The sequence below is a fragment of the Flavobacterium tegetincola DSM 22377 genome (assembly GCF_000425485.1).
GTDB classification, from domain to species: domain Bacteria; phylum Bacteroidota; class Bacteroidia; order Flavobacteriales; family Flavobacteriaceae; genus Flavobacterium; species Flavobacterium tegetincola.
This window is the reverse complement of the sequence record NZ_AUDN01000035.1, coordinates 1-18,665: the sequence shown is the minus strand read 5'-3', so window position 1 is coordinate 18,665 and position 18,665 is coordinate 1. Positions and strand designations below refer to the sequence as shown.

Annotated in this window: 13 protein-coding genes; 8 read left to right on the top strand and 5 right to left on the bottom strand. The window is 35.6% G+C overall.

The annotated features are described in order from the left end of the window. Positions 1-4 precede the first annotated feature (4 nt). The 3 genes from kbl to H602_RS0109245 all read left to right on the top strand — a co-directional run bounded on the left by kbl (position 5) and on the right by H602_RS0109245 (position 5,523). The gene (gene kbl, locus H602_RS0109255) at positions 5-1,204 is read left to right on the top strand and encodes a glycine C-acetyltransferase (protein WP_026977750.1); all 1,200 of its coding nucleotides are present in this window, start codon (positions 5-7) and stop codon (positions 1,202-1,204) included. A gap of 105 nt (positions 1,205-1,309) precedes the next feature. Beyond that, a complete protein-coding gene (locus tag H602_RS0109250) occupies positions 1,310-2,692 on the top strand; it encodes an OmpA family protein (RefSeq protein ID WP_026977749.1) in 1,383 nt (460 codons plus the stop codon). A 65-nt stretch (positions 2,693-2,757) separates the two neighbouring features. Next, the gene (locus tag H602_RS0109245; RefSeq protein WP_026977748.1) at positions 2,758-5,523 is read left to right on the top strand and encodes a PD-(D/E)XK nuclease family protein; all 2,766 of its coding nucleotides are present in this window, start codon (positions 2,758-2,760) and stop codon (positions 5,521-5,523) included. Here the strand turns inward: H602_RS0109245 and H602_RS0109240 are convergent. The 4 genes from H602_RS0109240 to H602_RS0109225 all read right to left on the bottom strand — a co-directional run bounded on the left by H602_RS0109240 (position 5,520) and on the right by H602_RS0109225 (position 9,096). Further along, positions 5,520-6,305, bottom strand: coding sequence for an alpha/beta fold hydrolase (locus tag H602_RS0109240; RefSeq protein ID WP_035759323.1), 786 nt, complete (start codon positions 6,303-6,305; stop codon positions 5,520-5,522). The two genes, H602_RS0109245 and H602_RS0109240, sit on opposite strands and share 4 nt — an antisense overlap. 43 nt (positions 6,306-6,348) lie before the next feature. After that, on the bottom strand, positions 6,349-6,984 hold the full coding sequence (locus H602_RS0109235; RefSeq protein WP_157505008.1) for a hypothetical protein: 636 nt from the start codon (positions 6,982-6,984) through the stop codon (positions 6,349-6,351). Positions 6,985-7,133: 149 nt separating this feature from the next. Next, positions 7,134-8,426 carry an aminopeptidase P family protein gene (locus H602_RS0109230; RefSeq protein WP_026977745.1) on the bottom strand — a complete coding sequence of 431 codons (1,293 nt, stop codon included), beginning with the start codon at positions 8,424-8,426 and terminating at the stop codon, positions 7,134-7,136. Positions 8,427-8,499: 73 nt separating this feature from the next. Beyond that, positions 8,500-9,096 carry a Crp/Fnr family transcriptional regulator gene (locus H602_RS0109225; protein ID WP_051224350.1) on the bottom strand — a complete coding sequence of 199 codons (597 nt, stop codon included), beginning with the start codon at positions 9,094-9,096 and terminating at the stop codon, positions 8,500-8,502. A gap of 116 nt (positions 9,097-9,212) precedes the next feature. Here H602_RS0109225 and H602_RS0109220 point away from each other — a divergent pair, with 116 nt between their 5' ends. From H602_RS0109220 to H602_RS0109200, 5 genes are all read left to right on the top strand, one after another. Continuing rightward, the gene (locus H602_RS0109220) at positions 9,213-10,064 is read left to right on the top strand and encodes a ChaN family lipoprotein (protein WP_026977743.1); all 852 of its coding nucleotides are present in this window, start codon (positions 9,213-9,215) and stop codon (positions 10,062-10,064) included. A 204-nt stretch (positions 10,065-10,268) separates the two neighbouring features. After that, a complete protein-coding gene (locus H602_RS0109215; RefSeq protein WP_026977742.1) occupies positions 10,269-11,099 on the top strand; it encodes a succinate dehydrogenase cytochrome b subunit in 831 nt (276 codons plus the stop codon). 15 nt (positions 11,100-11,114) lie between these two features. Next, complete coding sequence (locus tag H602_RS0109210) at positions 11,115-13,115, top strand: fumarate reductase/succinate dehydrogenase flavoprotein subunit (RefSeq protein WP_026977741.1); 2,001 nt, start codon at positions 11,115-11,117, stop codon at positions 13,113-13,115. Positions 13,116-13,189: 74 nt separating this feature from the next. Beyond that, a complete protein-coding gene (locus H602_RS0109205; protein WP_026977740.1) occupies positions 13,190-13,933 on the top strand; it encodes a succinate dehydrogenase/fumarate reductase iron-sulfur subunit in 744 nt (247 codons plus the stop codon). A 310-nt stretch (positions 13,934-14,243) separates the two neighbouring features. Beyond that, positions 14,244-17,072, top strand: a complete 2,829-nt coding sequence (locus H602_RS0109200) for a GH92 family glycosyl hydrolase (RefSeq protein WP_026977739.1) — start codon at positions 14,244-14,246, stop codon at positions 17,070-17,072. An 86-nt stretch (positions 17,073-17,158) separates the two neighbouring features. Here H602_RS0109200 and H602_RS0109195 read toward each other — a convergent pair whose 3' ends face one another. Continuing rightward, positions 17,159-17,728 (bottom strand): hypothetical protein, encoded by a 570-nt coding sequence (locus tag H602_RS0109195; protein WP_026977738.1) that lies wholly within the window; start codon positions 17,726-17,728, stop codon positions 17,159-17,161. Positions 17,729-18,665 lie beyond the last annotated feature (937 nt).

Here is an 18,665-nt window from a genome sequence, read left to right as displayed (position 1 = left end):
AACTATGTACGGAAAAATTCAGCAACACTTGCAAAATGAGTTGAAAGCTATTGAAGACAATGGTATTTTCAAAAAAGAACGCGTGATTACTTCGCCTCAAGGAGCAGAAATCACTATTTCTACAGGTGAAACAGTTTTGAACTTTTGTTCTAATAATTACCTCGGACTTTCTTCGCATCCTGAAGTAGTTCAAGCCGCAAAAGACGCCTTGGATTCACACGGTTTCGGAATGTCATCGGTTCGATTTATTTGTGGAACACAGGATATTCACAAGAAATTAGAGCAAAAAATCGCGAATTTCTACGGAACAGAAGATACTATTTTATATGCAGCTGCTTTTGATGCAAACGGAGGTGTTTTTGAACCATTATTAGGAGAAGAAGATTGTATAATTTCAGATAGTTTAAATCACGCTTCTATTATTGATGGCGTTCGATTGTGTAAAGCTTCACGATACCGTTACCAAAATAATGATATGGTGGATTTGGAAGCACAGTTAATTGCCGCATCTGAAAAAGGATGTCGTTTCAAGTTAATTGTAACGGATGGTGTTTTCTCAATGGACGGAATTGTAGCGTCATTAGATAAAATTTGCGATTTAGCGGATAAATACGATGCATTGGTAATGGTTGATGAATGTCACGCTGCAGGTTTTATTGGTGCGACAGGAAAAGGAACATTAGAAGCAAAAGGGGTAATGGGTCGTGTGGACATTATCACTGGAACCTTAGGGAAAGCTTTAGGTGGAGCAATGGGTGGTTATACTACTGCTAAGAAAGAAGTAATTGAAATTTTACGTCAGCGTTCGCGTCCGTATTTATTCTCTAATTCTTTGGCTCCAGCAATTGTTGGTGCTTCAATTAAGGTTTTTGAATTGCTTGAAAGCGATACATCGTTAAGAGATAAATTAGAATGGAATACCAATTATTTCAAAGTAGGAATGATAAAAGCTGGTTTTGACATCGTTCAAGGTGATTCTGCAATTGTTCCTGTAATGTTATATGACGCTAAATTATCGCAAGTAATGGCCGATGAATTGTTGAAAAAAGGTATCTATGTAATTGGTTTTTTCTTTCCGGTAGTACCAAAAGATAAAGCACGAATTAGAGTGCAACTTTCTGCAGGTCACACTAAAGAGCATTTAGACACAGCGATTCAGGCGTTTACTGAAGTTGGGAATAACCTTGGTGTTTTAACAACATAGAAATCTTATAATAAATATAAATTATTTTATTAACACTTTCTTTTGTTCTTAAAATATAACACATTACTTTTGTCCTATAACTTTTGTAACTAAAACTAATAAATTATGAAACAACTTAACAAAATTCTTGTTGCTGTTTTACTTGCTATGGGATTGAATGTCCAAGCACAGGATACTAATAATCCTTGGGCTATTTCCTTTGGTGTGAACGCAGTAGACACTAGAGCTGGAGCAAGCGATGACTTCGCTGACAAATTTAACCAACCGTTTAAAGTAAAAGATAGCTGGAACGTTCTACCTTCAGTTTCTTACTTGAACATCAGTAGATCAGTAGGTGATGGATTCACTTTTGGTGTTACAGGTTCGGTTAACAAAATTACAAAATTAACAACTCTTGAGCCAGTTGGAACTGGATATCAAGTAACTAATCCTGGAGATTTATCGTATTATGGAGCTGATGGTGTCATCAAATATAGCTTCATGAACTTGATTAACTCTAAAGTAATTGACCCGTCTTTACACATTGGTGGAGGTTACACTTGGTTAGGTGACTATAATGCAGGTACTGCTAATGGTGGTTTAGGATTAACTTTCTGGTTTACTGAAACTGTTGGTCTTGCTTTGCAAACTACTTACAAGCATTCATTTGCTGATATTACTCCATCACACATGCAACATTTTGCAGGTTTGACTTTCAAATTTGGTGGAAAAGATACTGACGGAGATGGTGTATATGACAAAGATGATGCGTGTCCAGATGTTGCTGGTCCAAAAGAATTAAACGGTTGCCCTGATACAGATGGCGACGGAATTTTAGACAAAGATGATGCTTGTCCAGAAGTTGCTGGTTTAGCTGCTTTCAACGGATGTCCTGATACAGACGGAGACGGAGTACAAGATAGTGAAGATGCTTGTCCAGACGTTGCTGGTTTACCTGCATTGAAAGGTTGTCCTGATACTGACGGAGATGGAATTGCTGACAAAGACGATAAATGTCCTACAGTTAAAGGTCCTAAAGAAAACGGTGGTTGTCCATGGCCTGATACTGACGGAGACGGAGTATTAGACAAAGATGATAAATGTCCTACAGTTAAAGGTACTGTTGCAAACAACGGATGTCCTGAAATGACTCAAGAGCAAGTAACTAGATTGAATGCTTACGCTAAAACAATTTTGTTCAACAGTGGAAAATCATCTTTCAAACAAGAAACATTCCCAGTTTTACAATCAATTACTGCAATCTTGAAAGAATTTCCTGGATCTAAATTTAGTATCGAAGGTCACACAGATAGCGATGGTAAAGATGCAATGAACCAGACTTTATCTGAAGAAAGAGCTGGAGCTGTAAAAGGTTACTTAATCGAAAACGGTATTGCTGCAGATCGTTTATCTTCAAAAGGTTTCGGTGAAGCTAAACCAATTGATACAAACAAAACATCTAAAGGAAAAGCAAACAACAGAAGAGTTGAAGTTTTATTAGTAAAATAATGATTTCCTTTTAAATATTTAAGAAACGCCTCGATTTATCGGGGCGTTTTTTTTATATTTAACTTATGGAAAACACATCATTTTTAAGCCAATTAGCCCGGAAAATACTTATCAATTCGGAAATTAAAACACAAGATTTAATTGTTGTTTTACCAAATAAAAGAGCCAAAGTCTTTTTACTCGAAGAGCTAAAAAATAATGCAGAGCAAACACTTTTTGCTCCTGAGATCATTAGCATTGAAGATTTTGTGCAGGAAGTTTCTGGAATTCGAAGCATCGATACCGTTGAATTGCTTTTTGAATTTTACACCGTGTACCGTTCCTTGCCACAAGATGAAAAACAGCATGATGATTTTGAATCTTTTGCAAATTGGGCAAAAACATTACTGCAGGATTTCAATGAAATTGACCGCTATTTACTCAAGCCAAGTCACGTATTTTCCTATTTAAAAGACATTGAAGACATCAAACACTGGTCACTCGATGTAGATAAAAGAACTTCGATGATTGAGAAGTATCTGAAATTCTGGGAGCTTCTACCCAAATATTACGACACCTTGTATGAATTCCTGCTCAAAAGAGGAATTGGTTATCAAGGTTTAATTTACCGCGAAGCCGTTGGAAATTTGCCTCAATTTTCAAATTCCAATTCAACTAAAAAATATCTTTTCGCGGGTTTTAATGCATTAAATGCTGCTGAGGAGAAAATTGTACAATACCTTTTGGAGCGCGATCAAGCCGAAATTGTTTGGGATATTGACCAAGTATTCATGAACGATTACCAACACGATGCAGGTTTGTTTTTGCGTCGCTTCAAAAAATCGTGGGATCATTATAAAACCAATCCGTTTGAAGGGATTGTGAATGATTACAGTTTGGTAAAAAAAATACAAATTATCGGTACACCAAAATCCATAGGTCAAGCCAAAATTGCAGGTAAGATTGTGGAAAGAATTATTGAAGAAACGCCTGAAAGTATTCATAAAACAGCTGTGGTTTTAGGTGAAGAAAGTTTGTTGTTGCCACTTTTACATTCACTTCCGCAAAGCGTTCCTTCGCTCAATATTACGATGGGATATTCGGCTAAGAACAATCCAGCTCAATTACTTTTGGCAAAGTTATTCAAGTTGCACACGCACGCCATTAAACGAAATCCCAAATCTTACGTGTTTTATTACAAGGATTTAATGGATATTTTGACTCATCCGTTGGTAGAACCCTACAGCAATACTTCGGCTTTGGCCAAAATCATCAACCAGAACAATTACACTTTTATAACGCATAATCGTGTTTTAGAATTGCAAGTTGAACATAATCCATTGTTTACGCTCTTATTTCAGCAGTGGAATCAAAAGCCGTTAGGCATACTTCAAAATTTATCGTCAATTCTAATGTTGATTAAAGAGAATTTAGGGAAGGATTCTCAAGAGGAAAAAATCACTAATGCATTTGTATACAGTATTTTTAAAGTCATCAATAAACTGATTACGTATTATACCAATCACGATGAAATTGACGATTTAAACACGCTTTTTGCCATTTATAAACAAGTAATTGATGTGGCTGAAGTATCATTTGAAGGTGAGCCTTTAAGTGGATTGCAATTGATGGGTGTTTTGGAAAGTCGTGTGTTGGATTTTGAAAACGTCATCATAACTTCTATGAATGAAGGTAAATTTCCTGCGGGAAAAGCTTCAAATTCGTTTATTCCTTATGATGTAAAAAGAGAGTTGGGTTTACCAACTTTCAAGGAAAAAGACGCTATTTATACGTTTCACTTTTACCATCTGTTGCAACGTGCTAAAAACATCTACTTACTTTACAACACCGAAAGTGAAGGTTTAGATGGCGGCGAAAGAAGTAGATTCATCACGCAGATAGAAATTGAAAAGCAAGAAGCACATGAGTTGACACAAGAAATATACAATTCAGAAGTGCCTCAAAAAGCATATGAACCAATGGTAATTCAGAAATCGGAAAGTGTGCTGTTGCGATTGAAAGAGATTGCAGAAAAAGGCTTTTCGCCATCGGCATTGACGAGTTACATCAGGAATCCGATACAATTTTATTTGCAAAAAATCATCCGAATCAGTCAAGTAGATGAAGTGGAAGAGAATGTAGCCGTGAATACCTTAGGAACCATTATTCACGAAACCTTGTTTGAATTGTACCAACCTTTTGTGGGTAAAATTTTGAAAGTTGAGGACATTAAAGGTCTTTTTCCAAAAATTGAAGCGGAAGTCTTAAATCAGTTTAAACTCATCTATAAGGAAGGTGACATCCAAAAAGGACGAAATCTGTTGGTTTTTGAAGTGGCAAAGCGAAATATTTTCAATTTTCTTCACGTAGAGTTAAAAAGTTTGGAAGCGGGAGACGAGGTTAAAGTTCTTTATTTGGAAGAAAAATTTTTCCGAATTTTAGCACATCCTGAATTACCTTTTGACGTCAGAATTGGTGGTGAAGTGGATAGAATTGAAGAGCGAAACGGTAAAATAAGAATCATTGACTATAAAACCGGAAAAGTGGAAGCGGCTTCGGTGACATTGAAAACCTGGGACAATTTGGTTACGGAAATAAAAAATGATAAAATTATTCAAATTTTAGCCTATGCATTTATGTTTGAAAAGGAGGCGAAAGGGATGGAAATGGAAGTTGGAATCATTTCGTTCAAAAATTTGAGAAGCGGTTTTTTACCATTCAAATTTAAGCATGGAAAAGAGGAAATTACTGTTGTAGACGCGGTGGTTTTAGAAAATTATTTGGAGGAACTGGTTGTTTTGTTGAAGGAAATATTGAATGTTGAAATTCCGTTTGAGGAGAAAATCAATTAAACCTTCTTAAAAAAAGCACTCAAAACCACTTTCAATTCGTCTTGATTTTCGATGGTGCTCATGTGTCCGTCGGGAAAGGTAGCGAGTTGGACCTTTGTACCCTCAATTTGTTCAAGACTTTGCTCGTAATTTAGAACCGGATCTTTTTCTCCTAGAATAAGTAGGATAGGATACTCGGAAAAATGAAGCAAAATTTCGCGGTCTTTACGGATTTTCATTCCTTCAAGTGATGCTACAATTCCTTGAAGTGGCGTTTTTACCGCTTCCTCTTTTACGTGTTCAATTTCGGAAGCGAGGCGTTCACGGTTATTTTCGCTGAATAAATTGGAAATTGAAAGTCGGATAAAGTTGGTGTAATGTTGTTTGACAGCTTTAATGGCGCGGTCTCGATTTAATTTTCGTTCGTCACTGTCGGCTCGGGAAGTGGAGTTGAGCAAGACCAATCCTTTCATGAATTCCGGATACAATTCGGCGAAAGCCAGGGCCACATAAGCACCCATGGAATGTCCGACAAAAACGACTTTTCGTAAACGAAGTTCGGCTAAAATAGTCTGAACCACATCGGCGTTATCTTCCATGGAATGTACGTAACCCAACGATTCAGATTCGCCATGACCCAATAAATCAATAGTAATGACGCGGTATTTCTTTATAAACTCTGGAATAAATGCATTCCACATTTTCTTGTTTTCCAAGAAACCGTGAAGCAAAACGATGGCGGTTCCTTTTCCTTCGTCGGTGTAGGAAATGGCGGTGTTTTTGAAGTGGATTGTTTTTGACAAAATTCAGGTTTTTTTGTGGGACAAATATAGAGCAATGAATTTGTCAAATCTTTTTATTTTGCTTTAGAATTTTTAATCTTAAATAAAATCCTGCAAAAATGACTAAAATAGACAAGCTTATTATAATAATTTTTAAGGTCTTGTTTTCTTTGGTTAGTTTATTTGATTGTGCTGCATCACTTCTTAAATTATTTAATTCACTTGTTTCAATAGATTGGATAGAGAATGAATTTGTTGGAGGTGGTTTGGTGTTTTTTAATTCGGTTAATGCTTTAATTTCATCAGTAAATTCAGTATTTGCCGAACTCATAGTTCTTGAACAAATGTCTGGAGCATACATAATTTCTGTTCCCATAAATGTAGAACAATAAAAAATATAGGAACTATTTATAAGGTAATTGCGTTGGCATGAATCATTAATTTTAATAAGAGTAATGTATTTTGGAACTGTATAAAAACCTTTGAAGGATTGTTGGATTTCAATCAAAATGTATTCTCTTTTATTATCTCCAGATGCCATATAAATTGACGGATGCTGCTGTATGGATAAAATTTTTCCTGTAAATATATGGGATGAGTATTCCCATTCTTTTTCTACTGTTGGCGGAATACACATACAAGCAAATACATTGCATTGAAACGATAGCGCAAAAACCACAAAAAGTATTTTCTTTAACATTGTATTCTTTAGTTAATGTGCGTGAGTTTTTAACAAATTTATGAATGTTTGTCTTTCAAAAGTAGGTCTTATAACAATGATTTCAAAAAAAAACGGCTCACTTTCGTAAACCGTCTTTTCTCTATATTCTATTTTCTATATTCTTCTCTTTACCCATTCATAAGCGACTCAATTTCGTCCGCTTCAATAGGAATATTTGCCATCATATTGAATGGTGCGCCATTTTCTTGAATTACCACATCATCTTCCAATCGAATTCCGAAACCTTCAGCAGGAATATAAATTCCCGGTTCAACGGTAAATACCATATTGGCTTTCATTGGTTCGTAAAGCAAACCGTAATCGTGTGTGTCTAATCCCATGTGGTGCGAGGTTCCGTGCATGAAATATTTTTTGTAAGCCGGCCAATCTGGGTTTTCATTTTGAACATCTGCTTTGTCTAACAAACCTAAACCAAGTAACTCTGAAGTCATAATTTTACCTACTTCCACGTGGTATTCTTTCCAAAAAGCACCTGGAACTAACAATTTTGTAGCCTCATTTTTCACTCGTAAAACCGCATTATACACTGCTTTTTGACGTTCCGTATATTTCCCTGAAACTGGAATCGTACGCGACATATCGCTGGAATAATTGGCGTATTCTGCAGCAACGTCAAATAATATTAAATCACCTGCTTTACAAGGTTGATTGTTTTCGATGTAATGCAATACATTGGCATTATTTCCCGAAGCAATAATTGGCGTATAAGCAAAACCTTTAGAGCGGTTTCTAATGAATTCATGAATAAGCTCTGCTTCAATTTCATATTCCGTAACGTCTGGCCTTACAAAATTTAAAATTCTGCGAAATCCTTTTTCTGTAATGTTACAAGCATGTTGGATTAAATCCAGTTCTTCTTGCTCTTTCACTGAACGTAAACGTTGCAATATCGGGTTGGATTTTTCTACTTTATGAGCCGGATAATTTTCTTTCCACCATTTTATAAAACGAGCTTCGCGGGTTTCCGTTTCAATGGTAGCGCGGTAATGTTCGTTTGTATTGATGTACATGGTATCTGCATAAGTCATAATTTCCTTTAATGTCTTGTGGAAATCTTGCAACCAGATCACTGTTTTTATACCTGTAACTTCAAAAGCACGTTCTTTGGTCAATTTTTCGCCTTCCCAAACGGCAATGTGATCGTTGGTTTCCTTTAAAAATAAAACTTCCCTTAAACTTTCGTAAGGAGCATCTGGAAAAAGAAGTAAGATACTTTCTTCCTGATCCACACCACTTAAATAAAAAATATCGCGGTGTTGTGCAAAAGGTAAGGTACTGTCGGCCGATACGGGATAGATGTCATTAGAGTTAAATACTGCAACGCTATTTGGCTTCATAGCAGCGGTAAATTTGGCGCGATTTTTTATAAATAAATTGCGGTCTATTTGATGGTATTTCATAATAAAAAGGCTTTAAATAATTGTGTAGAGCAAAATTAAACAAACATTGTCTTTAAATAGTAGCCAAATGGCGTTATTTTATGTTTTTCCTAATGCGGCTCATGTGCCTTGAAGAGATTCCTAAAAAAGAAGAAAGATAATGCAGAGGTACTTCTTGAAGGAGTTTAGGTTCTGTTGCCAATAACTTGTTGTAGCGTTCTTCGGGCGAAAGTGTCAATAAGTCAATGCGGTAATCATCGATTAAACAAAGTTGCTTTTCAATTAAATTGTAATAAAATTGGTGAAACGCTGCATTATGCTCAATTAAATTTTTAAAACCTTGTAAGTCAATAACCCACAATCTGCAATCTGAAATGGCTTTGACATTTTTCCGAGAGGGTTTGCCAAATAAAAAACTGTTTAATGAACTTGTTACCGAATTTCGAAGTGCCAAATAAGTGGTCTTTTCTTCGCCGTCTATAGAAATGGCATGTTGCAAAATACCGCTTTCAATAAAGCAAAAGTAAGAGCATATTTCTCCTTCGCGAACAAGAAATTCATTTTTACGGAGAATTTTCAACTTAAAAACTTCCTTTGCATCGCTAAGCAAACTCAGAAACGAAGGTTCATTGCTGTTGGCAAATTGGGAAAGGTAGTCCAAGAACTGTACTTGTTCATTTGAAATCGTCATTGGATAAAATTAAAAATAAATGTTGAACTTCCGACTTCCTTTGGTGCAAATTTTAATAGCCTGCCAAATGAATTAAGCGTTTAAAATAATTACTATATTTAAAAAAATTTTAAACCATGAGAACAACCTTCGTCTTATTAGTATGGGTAACGTGTAGTATTTTGAGCGCACAAGATAAAAAGGCCTACCAGCTTTTTGATAAAAAAGGTAAGAAGGTCACTTTTGAAAAAGTGGTTCAATCGGGTTTAAAAACTGAAGTGATTTTGTTTGGTGAATTTCATGATAATCCCATCTGCCATTGGCTTCAGCTGGAATTAGCACAAGAGTTGGCTTCAAAAAGAGCACTTATATTAGGTGCAGAAATGATAGAAGCTGACAATCAGTTGGCCTTGAACGAATATTTAGCGGGAACTATAAATCAGAAAAAATTGGATTCTGTTGCACGACTTTGGCCCAATTATAAAACCGATTATAAACCGCTCGTTGATTTTGCCAAAGAAAAAAAACTGCCTTTCATTGCTACAAATATTCCGCGTAGGTTTGCGTCTATGATTCATAAAAAGGGAATTGAAAGTTTAGAAACTTTAACTGCAGCAGAAAAAGCATGGATGGCGCCATTACCGATGCCGTATGACAAAGACTTACCTGGATATACTAAAATGATAGCAATGATGGGCGAACATACTAGCCCAAATATGCCAAAAGCACAAGCCAGTAAAGATGCTGCTATGGCTCATTTTATTATTAAAAACATACAGACTAACTCTGTGTTTTTGCATTTCAATGGTAGTTTTCATTCGGATAATTTTGATGGAATTAACTGGTATTTAAGAAAATATCAACCTGAAATTAAAGTAGTTACTGTTGCTACTGTTGAACAAAATCAGTTGAAAAAGCTAGAAACAGCCCATTTAAATACAGCCGATTTTATTCTTGTAGTGGACGAAAATATGACTAAAACCTATTGATGTAAGCTTTTACAAATAAGTCAGCAAGTAGCTTTTTATTAAATTTTTATATGCATTTCTAAAAACACTTTGTAAATTCTATCCAATTTAAGAATGTTACCAAGAATTAAACACTTTAAAATCGTTATAAATAAAGGTGTAAAGGTTGTAGTATTTCGTAATTAGCAGTATTTTTGTGCAATTCAAAACACTCAAATTTCAATTATGGCAAAATCTGCATTATTAAAGTCATCGCTTGCTAAAAAGTATTGGATGGCTCTAACAGGTTTATTTTTATGCTTGTTTTTAGCTGGACACTTAGCTGGAAACCTGCAACTAATTTTTGGAGACGCACTGCAATTCAATCAGTACGCATTATTTATGACTACCAATCCGGCGGTCAAGCTCCTTTCTTATGTAACTTATATTTCAATTGTATTTCATGCAGTTGATGGTATTTTACTTACTATTCAGAATAGAAAAGCAAGGCCAATTGGTTACGCAAAAGAAAATGCTAGTGCAAACAGCAACTGGGCTTCAAGAAACATGGCGATTTTAGGATCTTTGATTTTAATTTTCATCATCACGCACATGGTTAATTTTTGGGCAACAATGCATTTTGATGCCGATATGCCTTTGCAAACTACTACAATTGACGTTCAAGGTCAGCAACAAGAATTTTACTTGACTACTGACGGAGGTTATTTGCCAAAAGCGCAAGTAGATCAAAAGGTAATTGAAATCAGAAATCAAACGGAATTCTTTGATACTGAAGCAAAAGTAAAATTGAAAGAAGGATATAAAGATTTGCACAAAATTACATTTGCCTATTTTCAAGATGCAACCTATGGTTTAATTGCTACTATCATGTATGTTCTTGCAATGATCGTTTTGGCATTCCATTTATTGCATGGTTTTGCAAGTGCTTTTCAATCTTTAGGAGCTAATCATCCTAAATACAATGGTCTTATTAAAGGATTCGGAAAAGGATTCGCAATTTTAGTACCGTTATTGTTTGCTATTATTCCATTGTACATTCACTTTATTGCTAAATAATATCACTATAAAATCATGAGTTTAGATTCAAAAATACCAAATGGCCCAATAGCGGACAAATGGACCGATTATAAAGACCATATTAATTTAGTTAACCCAGCCAACAAACGTAGTTTAGATATTATTGTTGTAGGTACAGGTCTTGCTGGTGGTTCTGCCGCTGCAACACTTGCCGAATTGGGTTATAACGTAAAAGCATTTTGTTTTCAAGATTCACCTCGTAGAGCACACTCTATTGCTGCTCAAGGGGGAATTAATGCTGCAAAAAATTACCAAGGAGATGGTGATTCAACCTTCCGTTTGTTTTATGACACGGTTAAAGGTGGAGATTACCGTTCAAGAGAAGCAAACGTACACCGTTTAGCCGAAGTTTCTACTAATATTATCGATCAATGTGTGGCTCAAGGAGTTCCATTGGCGCGTGAATATGGTGGATTGTTGGACAACCGTTCTTTTGGTGGAGCTTTGGTTTCTCGTACTTTCTATGCAAAAGGTCAGACGGGTCAACAATTATTATTAGGAGCATATTCTGCCATGAACCGTCAAATTGGTCGTGGAAAAATTAAAATGTATAACCGTCACGAAATGCTAGATTTAGTAATCGTTAACGGGAAAGCTAGAGGAATTATTGCTCGTAATTTAGTTACAGGAGAATTAGAAAGACATTCAGCTCATGCAGTAGTTATAGGTTCAGGTGGATACGGAAACGTATTTTTCCTATCTACAAATGCAATGGGAAGTAACGCTACAGCAGCGTGGAAAATACATAAAAAAGGAGCATTCTTTGCAAATCCGTGTTACACACAAATTCACCCAACTTGTATTCCTGTTTCAGGAGATCATCAGTCTAAATTGACGTTGATGTCTGAATCATTGAGAAATGACGGTCGAATTTGGGTTCCGAAATCAATGGAAGATGCAATTGCTATTCGTGAAGGTAAGAAAAAACCAATGGATTTATCAGAAGCAGAAAGAGATTATTACTTGGAAAGAAGGTATCCCGCTTTTGGAAACTTAGTTCCTCGTGATGTTGCTTCTCGTGCAGCAAAAGAAAGATGTGATGCAGGATTTGGAGTAAATAAAACGGGTCAAGCCGTATATTTGGATTTTGCTTCAGCTATTCAACGTTACGGAAAAGAGCAAGCTTACATTAAAGGTTTACACAATGCCGATGAAAGTAAAGTTATTGAGTTAGGTACAGAAGTAGTAGCTAATAAATACGGTAACTTGTTTCAAATGTATGAGAAAATCATTGACGAAAATCCATACAAAACTCCAATGATGATTTATCCAGCAGTACACTACACAATGGGTGGAACATGGGTGGATTATAACTTGATGACTACCATTCCTGGTTGTTTCTCAATTGGAGAATCTAATTTCTCTGACCACGGAGCAAATCGTTTGGGAGCTTCAGCATTAATGCAAGGTTTGGCAGATGGTTACTTTGTACTTCCTTACACGATCGGAAATTATTTGGCACCGGATATTAAATTAGGAACTATTCCAACGGATACTCCTGAATTTGAAGCTGCTGAAAATAACGTACGCCAACAATTAGAAAAGTTCATCAACAATAACGGTACACATTCTGTAGATTTTTTCCACAAAAGATTAGGAAAAATCATGTGGGATAAAGTAGGTATGGCTCGAAACGCACAAGGTTTGACAGAAGCAATTAATGAAATTGCAGCTTTGCGTGAAGAATTTTACAACGACGTTCGCGTTCCTGGAACGGTAGACAGTTTTAACGAAGAGCTTGCAAAAGCAATGCGTGTGGCCGATTTCCTTGAACTAGGAGAGCTTTTTGCAAAAGATGCTTTGCACCGTAATGAATCTTGTGGAGGTCACTTCCGTGAGGAATACCAAACTCCAGAAGGAGAAGCACTTCGAAATGACGACGATTTTGCATACGTTGCCGCTTGGGAATATAAAGGAAAACCTAGCGAAGCCGTGTTGCATAAAGAACAGTTGGTTTTTGATAATGTTAAATTGGTACAACGTAGTTATAAGTAATAAGTCAAATGTCAAATGTCTCCATGTCAATCGACTCTAGACCTTCGGCTTTATGGCTTTCAAACTAAAAATATATGAAACTTACATTAAAAATATGGCGTCAAAAAAACGCTAAAGATACAGGGAAAATGGTCGAATATCCAATCGACGGAATTGAACCTGACATGTCTTTCCTTGAAATGCTTGACATTTTAAACGACGGACTAATTAATAAAGGAGACGAACCAGTTGCTTTTGACCACGATTGTCGCGAAGGAATTTGCGGAATGTGTTCATTGTTCATCAACGGAGAAGCACACGGACCAGATAGAGGAGTTACTACTTGTCAGTTACACATGAGAATGTTTAAGGATGGCGATACGATTTTTATCGAGCCGTTCCGTTCAAAAGCATTTCCAGTAATCAGAGATTTAGTGGTAGACAGAAGTTCTTTTGACCGCATCCAGCATGCAGGTGGATTTATTTCAGTTCCAACATCTGGAAATACACAAGATGCCAATGCAATTCCTATTCCTAAACATGATGCAGATAGAGCTTTTGATGCTGCAAGTTGTATCGGATGTGGTGCTTGTGTAGCTTCTTGTAAAAACGCTTCAGCCATGTTGTTCGTTTCTGCAAAAGTATCGCAATATGCACTTTTACCTCAAGGAAAAATTGAAGCACACGACCGTGTAATGAACATGGTACGTCAGATGGACGAAGAAGGTTTTGGTAACTGTACCAACACTGGAGCTTGTGAAGTAGAATGTCCAAAAGGAATTTCTCTAGAAAACATCGCTCGTATGAACCGCGAATACATGTTTGCAAGCGCACAATAATAAAAGTATTATTTTTATATAGTTGCTAAAACGCAGTTGATTTATCAGCTGCGTTTTTTTTTTGGGCGTTACCACAAGGGTCGGGCTTTCCGCACTCGCTTTTATTGCTTTTTTTAAAGCAATAAAGAGCTCAAACAATTGCTCAATCCCTAACGCAAATCTCGGTAAATAAAAAACATCAATTTCAATAGCGACGCAAGTATCAATTTCAGTCAAATATAAAATACTTTAATCCAATCTTTTCAATCTTTTTGTCCTTCAATCTATTTGTCTTTCAATCTTCCTATATTTACGAACCAAACACAATCAAATGAAATATTTTTCTCTCCTCTTACTTATTTCAACATGTACATTTGCACAAAATTTCCAACAACATGTCAATCCTTTCATAGGAACAGGCGGTCACGGACATACTTTTCCGGGAGCAACAACGCCTTTTGGAATGGTGCAACTTTCTCCAGACACCCGAATTGATGGAAGTTGGGACGGTTGTTCCGGCTATCATTATTCCGATGATGTGATTTATGGATTTTCGCATACACACTTAAATGGAACCGGCGTTTCTGATTTTGGAGATATTATGTTGATGCCAACGATGGGTGAACCTTCTTTTGACAATAAAATCTATTCATCAAAATTTTCACATAAAAACGAAAAAGCATCTGCTGGATTTTACAGTGTGAAATTAGACAAACACAACATTGACGTTCGATTAACGACTTCAACTCGTATTGGACTTCACGATTATACCTTTCACAAAAGTGGTCAAGCCAATATTATTTTGGATTTGAATCATCGCGATAAATTATTGATGGGTGAAGTTCGAATTATCGACGATAAAACGATTGAAATCATGCGAAACAGCGAAGCTTGGGCGACCAATCAGTTTGTTTTTGCAAGAATCGAATTCAGCAAACCGATGAAAATAACTTCGGTAAATAACAACGCAGTTGTACCTGCAAAAGTATCAGACCAATTTTTCGCTGGAACATTGTTAGCCTTAAGCTTTTCGACGCAAGTTAAAGAAGGAGAAACGGTTAAAATTAAAGTAGCGCTTTCGCCAACATCAACCGAAGGAGCAAAATTAAATATGTCAGAAATCAAACACTGGAATTTCGAAAAAGTAAAGAAAGAAACGGAAGCGCTTTGGAACAAAGAACTCTCAAAAATCGAAGTCACATCAGACGATAAAAACAAGCTGGCAATTTTTTACACCGCATTGTACCACACGATGATGCAGCCCAACATTGCACAAGATTTAGACGGAAAATACCGCGGTAGAGATAATAAAATCCATACTGCAAAAGGCTTTGATTATTATACAGTGTTCTCACTATGGGACACATTTCGAGCAGCTCATCCTTTGTATACTTTGATTGACAAGAAACGAACAGCCGATTTTATCAATACTTTTCTAAAACAGTATGAACAAGGAGGAAGATTACCGGTTTGGGAATTGGCTTCCAACGAAACAGATTGTATGATTGGATATCATTCTGTTTCAGTCATGGCAGATGCAATGGCAAAAGGAATCAAAGGTTTTGACTACGAAAAAGCGTTTGAAGCTGCTAAACATTCCGCAATGTTAGACCATTTGGGATTGGACGCTTACAAGAAAAATGGATTTATTTCCATAGATGACGAACACGAAAGTGTTTCAAAAACGTTGGAATATGCTTATGACGATTGGTGTATTGCGCAAATGGCAAAAATTCTAAACAAAAAAGAAGATTACAATTATTTCATGAAACGTTCTCAAAGTTGGAAAAATCTATTTGATTCAGAATTAGGTTTCATCCGTCCGAAGAAAAATGGCGGCTGGGAAAAACCGTTTGACCCAAAAGAAGTGAATAATAATTATACCGAAGGAAATGCGTGGCAATACACATTCTTTGTTCCTCAAGATATTCCAGGAATGATTGAAGCGTATGGTGGAAATGTAAAATTTGAAGCAAAACTAGACGAAATGTTTAACTCCGAAAGTAAAACTACGGGTCGAACACAAGTCGATGTTACAGGATTAATTGGGCAATATGCTCATGGAAACGAGCCAAGTCATCACATGGCTTATTTGTATAATTATATTGACAAACCTGAAAAAACACAAGAAAAAGTAAAATATATTTTAGATAATTTCTACACCAACACTCCTGATGGCTTAATTGGAAACGAAGATTGCGGACAAATGAGTGCTTGGTACGTCTTGAGTTCAATGGGAATTTATTCCGTAACTCCAGGTCAACCAGTCTGGGAAACAACTGTTACAAGTTTTGAAAAAATTAAAGTAAATTTCGAAAATCATACTTCTAAAACTATATTAAAAACTTCGGAACCATTTGATTTAGTTTATTTTGAATCTGTTAATGACGATTATGAAGAAAATGTTGCTACTGTGGACATGCTAGATTCAGATATAGAAAAAATTATTCCTGTCCCCGTAATTCAAGCCGATAGCAAATCGTTTAAAGATAAATTGAAGATTGAAATTACTTCGCAGAATCCAAAGGATGAAATTTTTTATATGTTTAACAGTGCAAGTCCAGGAAAACCAGCTTGGATGAAATATACAAGTCCATTAGAAATTTCACAATCTGTAAAAGTTAAAGCTGGTGTAAAAAGAGATGGAAAAAGTAGTAATGCTGTTTCAGCTCAATTCTTCAAAAAACCAAACAATTATACTATTGGCATCAAATCGAAATACGATCCACAATACCATGCTGGTGGTGCAGATGGATTGATTGATGGAATTTATGGAACGGAAAATTGGAGAAAAGGCGAGTGGCAAGGTTTTCAAGGACAAGATTTTGAAGCGGTAGTAGATTTGAAAGAACAAAAAACCATTCAAATTTTTAGTTCAAACTACTTACAAGATTCGCGTTCGTGGATTTTAATGCCAACCAAAGTGGAATACTATACTTCAAATGACAATGTGAATTTCACTTTTGCGGGAAGCGTTCAAAACGATATTGACCCAAAAGAAACCGAGAACAAAATCAAAAATTTCGAATTCAAAGCGAAGAATGCAATCAAAGCGAGATACATAAAAGTAAAAGCAACCAACTACGGAATCTTACCAGAATGGCATCAAGGTTTTGAAGGAAACGCTTATATCTTCATTGATGAAATTGAGGTAAAATAAAAAAGGGAACACAGATTTAAGAAATTAGAGAAATTTTAAAAATTAATCCAATTTCTTAAATCTGTGTTCCAAATAGAAAAACAAATCTACTCTTTCGTTCCCCAAGGCGCTGAGGGGTTTGGAATTACTTTCGTTAAATCAAAAGTTACCGTAAATACTTTATCTGAACCTGTTCGACGTAAATTATACGAATACGATTTGTCATCTAACGTGATCCACCAAACGTTATTAGAAGCATATGCTATCAAGTCAGCAGTTTCCTGGTCAGCCGGAAACATTTGTAAGTTTGGCAATCCAGAATTTGTTGATGTTCCGCCGTACATAGTTACTTTATCCTCGCTTCCGTCTTCATTTCGGTGGTCATGTTTGAGTTGGATTCTATTGTTTTCAAAAGTCAAAACCCAAGTTCTCGACTTATCCTCACCCACAAAAAATGGAATTCTAATGGTATTGTCATCACAAGTTCGAACATGCATTACTAATTTTTTTCCTGCAAATTCATCAAGCGCTGGAGTACTTATCAATGTCCCTTCATATGATTTTCCGCAATGTTTCTTTAGGTTTTCCCAAAATTGCGCAGCACTTGATTTTTCTTGTGCTATTGTAAGTTGGATAGTTAAGAGCGTTAGAATTAAAAGTAGATTTTTTAGGTACATATTTTTTTAGCAATATAATCATTTCATTGTTGTTTTGGTATTAGCCATTTTAATTTTGTAAAAGTTCAAATTATAAAATCGATTTTACATATTTTAATGTAAGCCAATTTATGTAATTAGCGTGATTTTTTTCTACCTTATATATAGTGACGAATTCGTAAATGCATCGAGATAGTCTTAGGAAAATTATAATTACTTAATAGTACAAGATAGTGCCGAACGATTGAGTATTTTTAAAGTCTCTTATTAATAAATTTCTATTCCATAAATACTATACTCTATTTATTATTTGTGTTGAGTTTTCAAATATGAGTGTTTGATGCGTAGTTTCATCATAAATAGGTGTAGGTAGTAATTGATTAGTATATAAGATGACAAGAGATGTTAGATTATCTTCAAGTAAACTTTTTAATCGGAGGCAACAGAGTTTCTCTTTGCGCATAGTATATAATTTTGATACTAATTAGATTATTTGCTCTTATAAATTAGTTCTGTTATTCGTTTTAGCTCTATGAATATGAAATAGCCTTATGCAACCCACACAAATAAAGCGATTTAAAAAATACTTTACAATTTCTTAAAATTAAGTGTTGTTTAAGTGAAAAGAAGTGTTACTTTTGCACCCGCAACAACGGCGAAGTTCATACGAAATACTGGTTTTTATCAAAGCGAAGAGGGTTAGAAATAAGCTAAAAATAAATTTGCGAGATAAGAAAATAAGTATTAGTTTTGCACCCGCTAAGAGGCATAGTTCATAAGAATAATGAGGATTAAGATTTGGAGAAAATAAGCTTAAAAATATTTTCAAAAAAGCTTGTCAGAGTTAAAAAAGAAGTTATCTTTGCACCCCGCAAGAGAATAAGTTCATTGAGAGATTGAGTAGGTTATGAGGAGAGAAATTAGGAACGAAAGTTTTTAAAAAAACTTCAAAAAAAGC